Annotated in this window: 2 tRNA genes and 3 rRNA genes; all 5 read left to right on the top strand. The window is 53.5% G+C overall.

What is annotated here, in order from left to right:
* Nucleotides 1-207: 207 nt before the first annotated feature.
* The 5 genes from ACTZWX_RS17750 (at nt 208) to rrf (ending at nt 5,501) form a co-directional block, all read left to right on the top strand.
* Nucleotides 208-1,748 (top strand): 16S ribosomal RNA (locus tag ACTZWX_RS17750).
* Between the two features lie 90 nt (nt 1,749-1,838).
* Nucleotides 1,839-1,915: transfer RNA gene (locus tag ACTZWX_RS17745), tRNA-Ile, on the top strand.
* Nucleotides 1,916-2,011: 96 nt separating this feature from the next.
* Nucleotides 2,012-2,087 (top strand) — tRNA-Ala (locus ACTZWX_RS17740).
* A 304-nt stretch (nt 2,088-2,391) separates the two neighbouring features.
* A 23S ribosomal RNA gene (locus tag ACTZWX_RS17735) occupies nt 2,392-5,283 on the top strand.
* 104 nt (nt 5,284-5,387) lie between these two features.
* Nucleotides 5,388-5,501 (top strand): 5S ribosomal RNA (rrf, locus tag ACTZWX_RS17730).
* The 16S, 23S and 5S rRNA genes sit together here with 2 tRNA genes alongside, the layout of an rRNA operon.
* Nucleotides 5,502-5,505 lie beyond the last annotated feature (4 nt).

Below are 5,505 nucleotides of genomic sequence, written 5' to 3'. Positions count from 1 at the left end.
AAATAAACGGTTGACAGGGCAGCGGAACGATGTAGAATACGCGGCCTTGATTGAGCAACAGCTCAAACGCTCTTTAAAAAGTTAACCAAGTAATTCGTGTGGGCGCTGGCCGAGGTATTTCGGATGCGAAATATCAGGACAGTGACTCGTCGAAGTTGAGTTTTGTCTTGAGCAAGAATTAAGAACTTTCGGGTTCTTGTATGATTTAAACTGAAGAGTTTGATCATGGCTCAGATTGAACGCTGGCGGCAGGCTTAACACATGCAAGTCGAGCGGTAACAGGGGGTGCTTGCACCCCGCTGACGAGCGGCGGACGGGTGAGTAATGCTTAGGAATCTGCCCAGTAGTGGGGGATAGCCCGGGGAAACCCGGATTAATACCGCATACGTCCTACGGGAGAAAGCAGGGGATCTTCGGACCTTGCGCTATTGGATGAGCCTAAGTCGGATTAGCTAGTTGGTGGGGTAAAGGCCTACCAAGGCGACGATCCGTAGCTGGTCTGAGAGGATGATCAGCCACATCGGGACTGAGACACGGCCCGAACTCCTACGGGAGGCAGCAGTGGGGAATATTGGACAATGGGGGCAACCCTGATCCAGCCATGCCGCGTGTGTGAAGAAGGCTTTCGGGTTGTAAAGCACTTTCAGCGAGGAGGAAGGCCTTGAAGTTAATACCTTTGAGGATTGACGTTACTCGCAGAAGAAGCACCGGCTAACTCCGTGCCAGCAGCCGCGGTAATACGGAGGGTGCAAGCGTTAATCGGAATTACTGGGCGTAAAGCGCGCGTAGGTGGTTAGGTAAGCGAGATGTGAAAGCCCCGGGCTTAACCTGGGAACGGCATTTCGAACTGTCTGACTAGAGTGTGGTAGAGGGTAGTGGAATTTCCTGTGTAGCGGTGAAATGCGTAGATATAGGAAGGAACACCAGTGGCGAAGGCGGCTACCTGGACCAACACTGACACTGAGGTGCGAAAGCGTGGGGAGCAAACAGGATTAGATACCCTGGTAGTCCACGCCGTAAACGATGTCAACTAGCCGTTGGGACTCTTGAAGTCTTAGTGGCGCAGCTAACGCACTAAGTTGACCGCCTGGGGAGTACGGCCGCAAGGTTAAAACTCAAATGAATTGACGGGGGCCCGCACAAGCGGTGGAGCATGTGGTTTAATTCGACGCAACGCGAAGAACCTTACCTGGCCTTGACATCCAGAGAACTTTCCAGAGATGGATTGGTGCCTTCGGGAACTCTGAGACAGGTGCTGCATGGCCGTCGTCAGCTCGTGTCGTGAGATGTTGGGTTAAGTCCCGTAACGAGCGCAACCCCTATCCCTGGTTGCTAGCAGGTAATGCTGAGAACTCCAGGGAGACTGCCGGTGACAAACCGGAGGAAGGTGGGGATGACGTCAGGTCATCATGGCCCTTACGGCCAGGGCTACACACGTGCTACAATGGCGCGTACAGAGGGCTGCCAACTCGCGAGAGTGCGCCAATCCCTTAAAACGCGTCGTAGTCCGGATCGGAGTCTGCAACTCGACTCCGTGAAGTCGGAATCGCTAGTAATCGCGAATCAGAATGTCGCGGTGAATACGTTCCCGGGCCTTGTACACACCGCCCGTCACACCATGGGAGTGGATTGCACCAGAAGTAGTTAGTCTAACCTTCGGGAGGACGATTACCACGGTGTGGTTCATGACTGGGGTGAAGTCGTAACAAGGTAGCCGTAGGGGAACCTGCGGCTGGATCACCTCCTTAAACGAAGCCGAACGCTTCGGTCAGAGTCCACACGAATTACTTGGTTGGCTAATAAAGAGAGCAAAAGGGGCTTTGCAGTCCCGTATGTTTGGGTCTGTAGCTCAGGTGGTTAGAGCGCACCCCTGATAAGGGTGAGGTCGGTGGTTCAAGTCCACCCAGACCCACCAGAATTGTCCAGCTCGGCGTTATCGAAGCACTTGCATAGCAGGCTATGCGGCGCACTTCGATGCCTTGATCTGAACAATTCTTGTAGATAGCTTCTTGGGGCTATAGCTCAGCTGGGAGAGCGCCTGCCTTGCACGCAGGAGGTCGGCAGTTCGATCCTGCCTAGCTCCACCAAATATTTACTGACTAACCGAAGATGGGTTAGCAGTGTACAGAAACGAATGTTTCATATCGATGAAGCCTTCCTTTCTGATCACTGGGTCAGATTTGCTCTTTAACAAATTGGACGAGATAGAACACGAATAGATTTCTCTCATTATCTCCGAGAGGAACTGTTCAAAGTGATAGCGATTTCAAGCGTTATCCGGTGTTGTCGTTGAAGTGGTTGTTATATTGCTTCAAGTGGCTGTCTCGAATTTGCGTTCATCAGGCTTGCCTGGTTGGCGGTAATTCGTGATCAGTTGTCTTGGGGTTATATAGTCAAGCAACTAAGCGCATACGGTGGATGCCTTGGCAGTCAGAGGCGATGAAAGACGTGGAAGCCTGCGATAAGGTTCGGGGAGCTGGCAAACGAGCTGTGATCCGGACATCTCTGAATGGGGAAACCCACCGACTTTCGGGTCGGTATCTTGTACTGAATCCATAGGTGCAAGAGGCGAACCGGGGGAACTGAAACATCTAAGTACCCCGAGGAAAAGAAATCAACCGAGATTCCCTAAGTAGCGGCGAGCGAACGGGGACCAGCCCTTAAGCTGGACAACTGGTAGGAGAAGGCTCTGGAAAGTGCCGCCATAGTGGGTGATAGCCCCGTATCCGAAACCTGAGTCCAGTGAAATCGAGTAGGTCGGCGCACGAGAAACGTTGACTGAACATGGGGGGACCATCCTCCAAGGCTAAATACTCCTGACTGACCGATAGTGAACCAGTACCGTGAGGGAAAGGCGAAAAGAACCCCTGTGAGGGGAGTGAAATAGACCCTGAAACCGTATGCGTACAAGCAGTCGGAGCAGACTTGTTCTGTGACGGCGTACCTTTTGTATAATGGGTCAGCGACTTATGTTCAGTGGCGAGGTTAACCGTTTAGGGGAGCCGTAGGGAAACCGAGTCTGAATAGGGCGAATTAGTCGCTGGGCATAGACCCGAAACCGGGCGATCTATCCATGAGCAGGTTGAAGGTGCCGTAACAGGCACTGGAGGACCGAACCCACTGTCGTTGAAAAGCCAGGGGATGACTTGTGGATCGGAGTGAAAGGCTAATCAAGCCCGGAGATAGCTGGTTCTCCCCGAAAGCTATTTAGGTAGCGCCTCGGACGAATACCACAGGGGGTAGAGCACTGTTTCGGCTAGGGGGTCATCTCGACTTACCAACCCGATGCAAACTCCGAATACCTGTGAGTACTATCCGGGAGACACACGGCGGGTGCTAACGTCCGTCGTGAAGAGGGAAACAACCCAGACCGCCAGCTAAGGTCCCAAAGTACCAGTTAAGTGGGAAACGATGTGGGAAGGCTCAGACAGCTAGGAGGTTGGCTTAGAAGCAGCCATCCTTTAAAGAAAGCGTAATAGCTCACTAGTCGAGTCGGCCTGCGCGGAAGATGTAACGGGGCTCAAACTGGTCACCGAAGCTGCGGCTGCATACATTGTATGCGGGGTAGGGGAGCGTTCTGTAAGCCTGCGAAGGTGTGTTGAGAAGCATGCTGGAGGTATCAGAAGTGCGAATGCTGACATGAGTAACGACAATGCGGGTGAAAAACCCGCACGCCGGAAGACCAAGGGTTCCTGCGCAACGCTAATCGGCGCAGGGTGAGTCGGCCCCTAAGGCGAGACCGAAAGGTGTAGTCGATGGGAAACGGGTTAATATTCCCGTACCTTGGATAGCTGCGATGGAGAGACGGAGAAGGCTAGGTGAGCCGGGCGACGGTTGTCCCGGTTTAAGCGAGTAGGGAGTGGACTTAGGCAAATCCGGGTCCACAATCCTGAGACGCGACGACGAGTGCCCAAGGGCGCGAAGTCATTGATGCCCTGCTTCCAGGAAAATCTTCTAAGCTTCAGGCTATTCGAGACCGTACCCCAAACCGACACAGGTGGTCAGGTAGAGAATACCAAGGCGCTTGAGAGAACTCGGGTAAAGGAACTAGGCAAAATGGTGCCGTAACTTCGGGAGAAGGCACGCCGGTGTGTACGTGAAGCCCCTGCGGGTGGAGCGGAAGCCGGTCGAAGATACCAGGCCCCTGCGACTGTTTATTAAAAACACAGCACTCTGCAAACACGTAAGTGGACGTATAGGGTGTGACGCCTGCCCGGTGCCGGAAGGTTAATTGATGGGGTTAGCATTCGTGCGAAGCTCTTGATCGAAGCCCCGGTAAACGGCGGCCGTAACTATAACGGTCCTAAGGTAGCGAAATTCCTTGTCGGGTAAGTTCCGACCTGCACGAATGGCGTAACGATGGGGGCGCTGTCTCTACCCGAGACTCAGTGAAATTGAAATCGCCGTGAAGATGCGGTGTATCCGCGGCTAGACGGAAAGACCCCGTGAACCTTTACTATAGCTTCACAGTGAACTTTGAGCATGCTTGTGTAGGATAGCTGGGAGGCTTTGAACCCGGGACGCCAGTTCCGGTGGAGCCAACCTTGAAATACCAGCCTGGCATGTTTGAGGTTCTAACTCTGACCCCTTATCGGGGTTGAGGACACTGTGTGGTGGGTAGTTTGACTGGGGCGGTCTCCTCCCAAAGCGTAACGGAGGAGCACAAAGGTGGGCTAAGTACGGTCGGACATCGTACGGTTAGTGTAATGGCACAAGCCCGCTTGACTGCGAGACAGACACGTCGAGCAGGTACGAAAGTAGGTCATAGTGATCCGGTGGTTCTGTATGGAAGGGCCATCGCTCAACGGATAAAAGGTACTCCGGGGATAACAGGCTGATACCGCCCAAGAGTTCACATCGACGGCGGTGTTTGGCACCTCGATGTCGGCTCATCACATCCTGGGGCTGAAGCCGGTCCCAAGGGTATGGCTGTTCGCCATTTAAAGTGGTACGCGAGCTGGGTTTAGAACGTCGTGAGACAGTTCGGTCCCTATCTGCCGTGGACGTTGGAGATTTGAGGAAAGCTGCTCCTAGTACGAGAGGACCGGAGTGGACGAACCTCTGGTGTTCGGGTTGTTTCGCCAGAAGCATTGCCCGGTAGCTATGTTCGGACAGGATAACCGCTGAAAGCATCTAAGCGGGAAGCCCCTTCCAAGATGAGATCTCCCTGAGGCCTTGAGCCTCCTGAAGAGCCGTTCAAGACCAGGACGTTGATAGGCTGGGTGTGTAAGCGCTGTGAGGCGTTGAGCTAACCAGTACTAATTGCTCGTGCGGCTTGACTATATAACACCCAAGACAATTGCGGATAACGCAGAGCCACGCGAAAGCCACGCTCAAATGAAATCAACATCACGTTCCATCTCGTCCCCCAGTGATCATCCGTTTTGCCTGACGACCATAGCGGTCTGGAACCACCTGATCCCATCCCGAACTCAGAAGTGAAACAGACCAGCGCCGATGGTAGTGTGGTTCGCCCATGTGAGAGTAGGTCATCGTCAGGCTCTT

Source organism: Marinobacter sp. NSM, assembly GCF_052380025.1.
Lineage (GTDB): Bacteria > Pseudomonadota > Gammaproteobacteria > Pseudomonadales > Oleiphilaceae > Marinobacter.
Note: the sequence above shows the minus strand (reverse complement) of the source record. Positions and strands in the feature narration are given on the sequence as shown.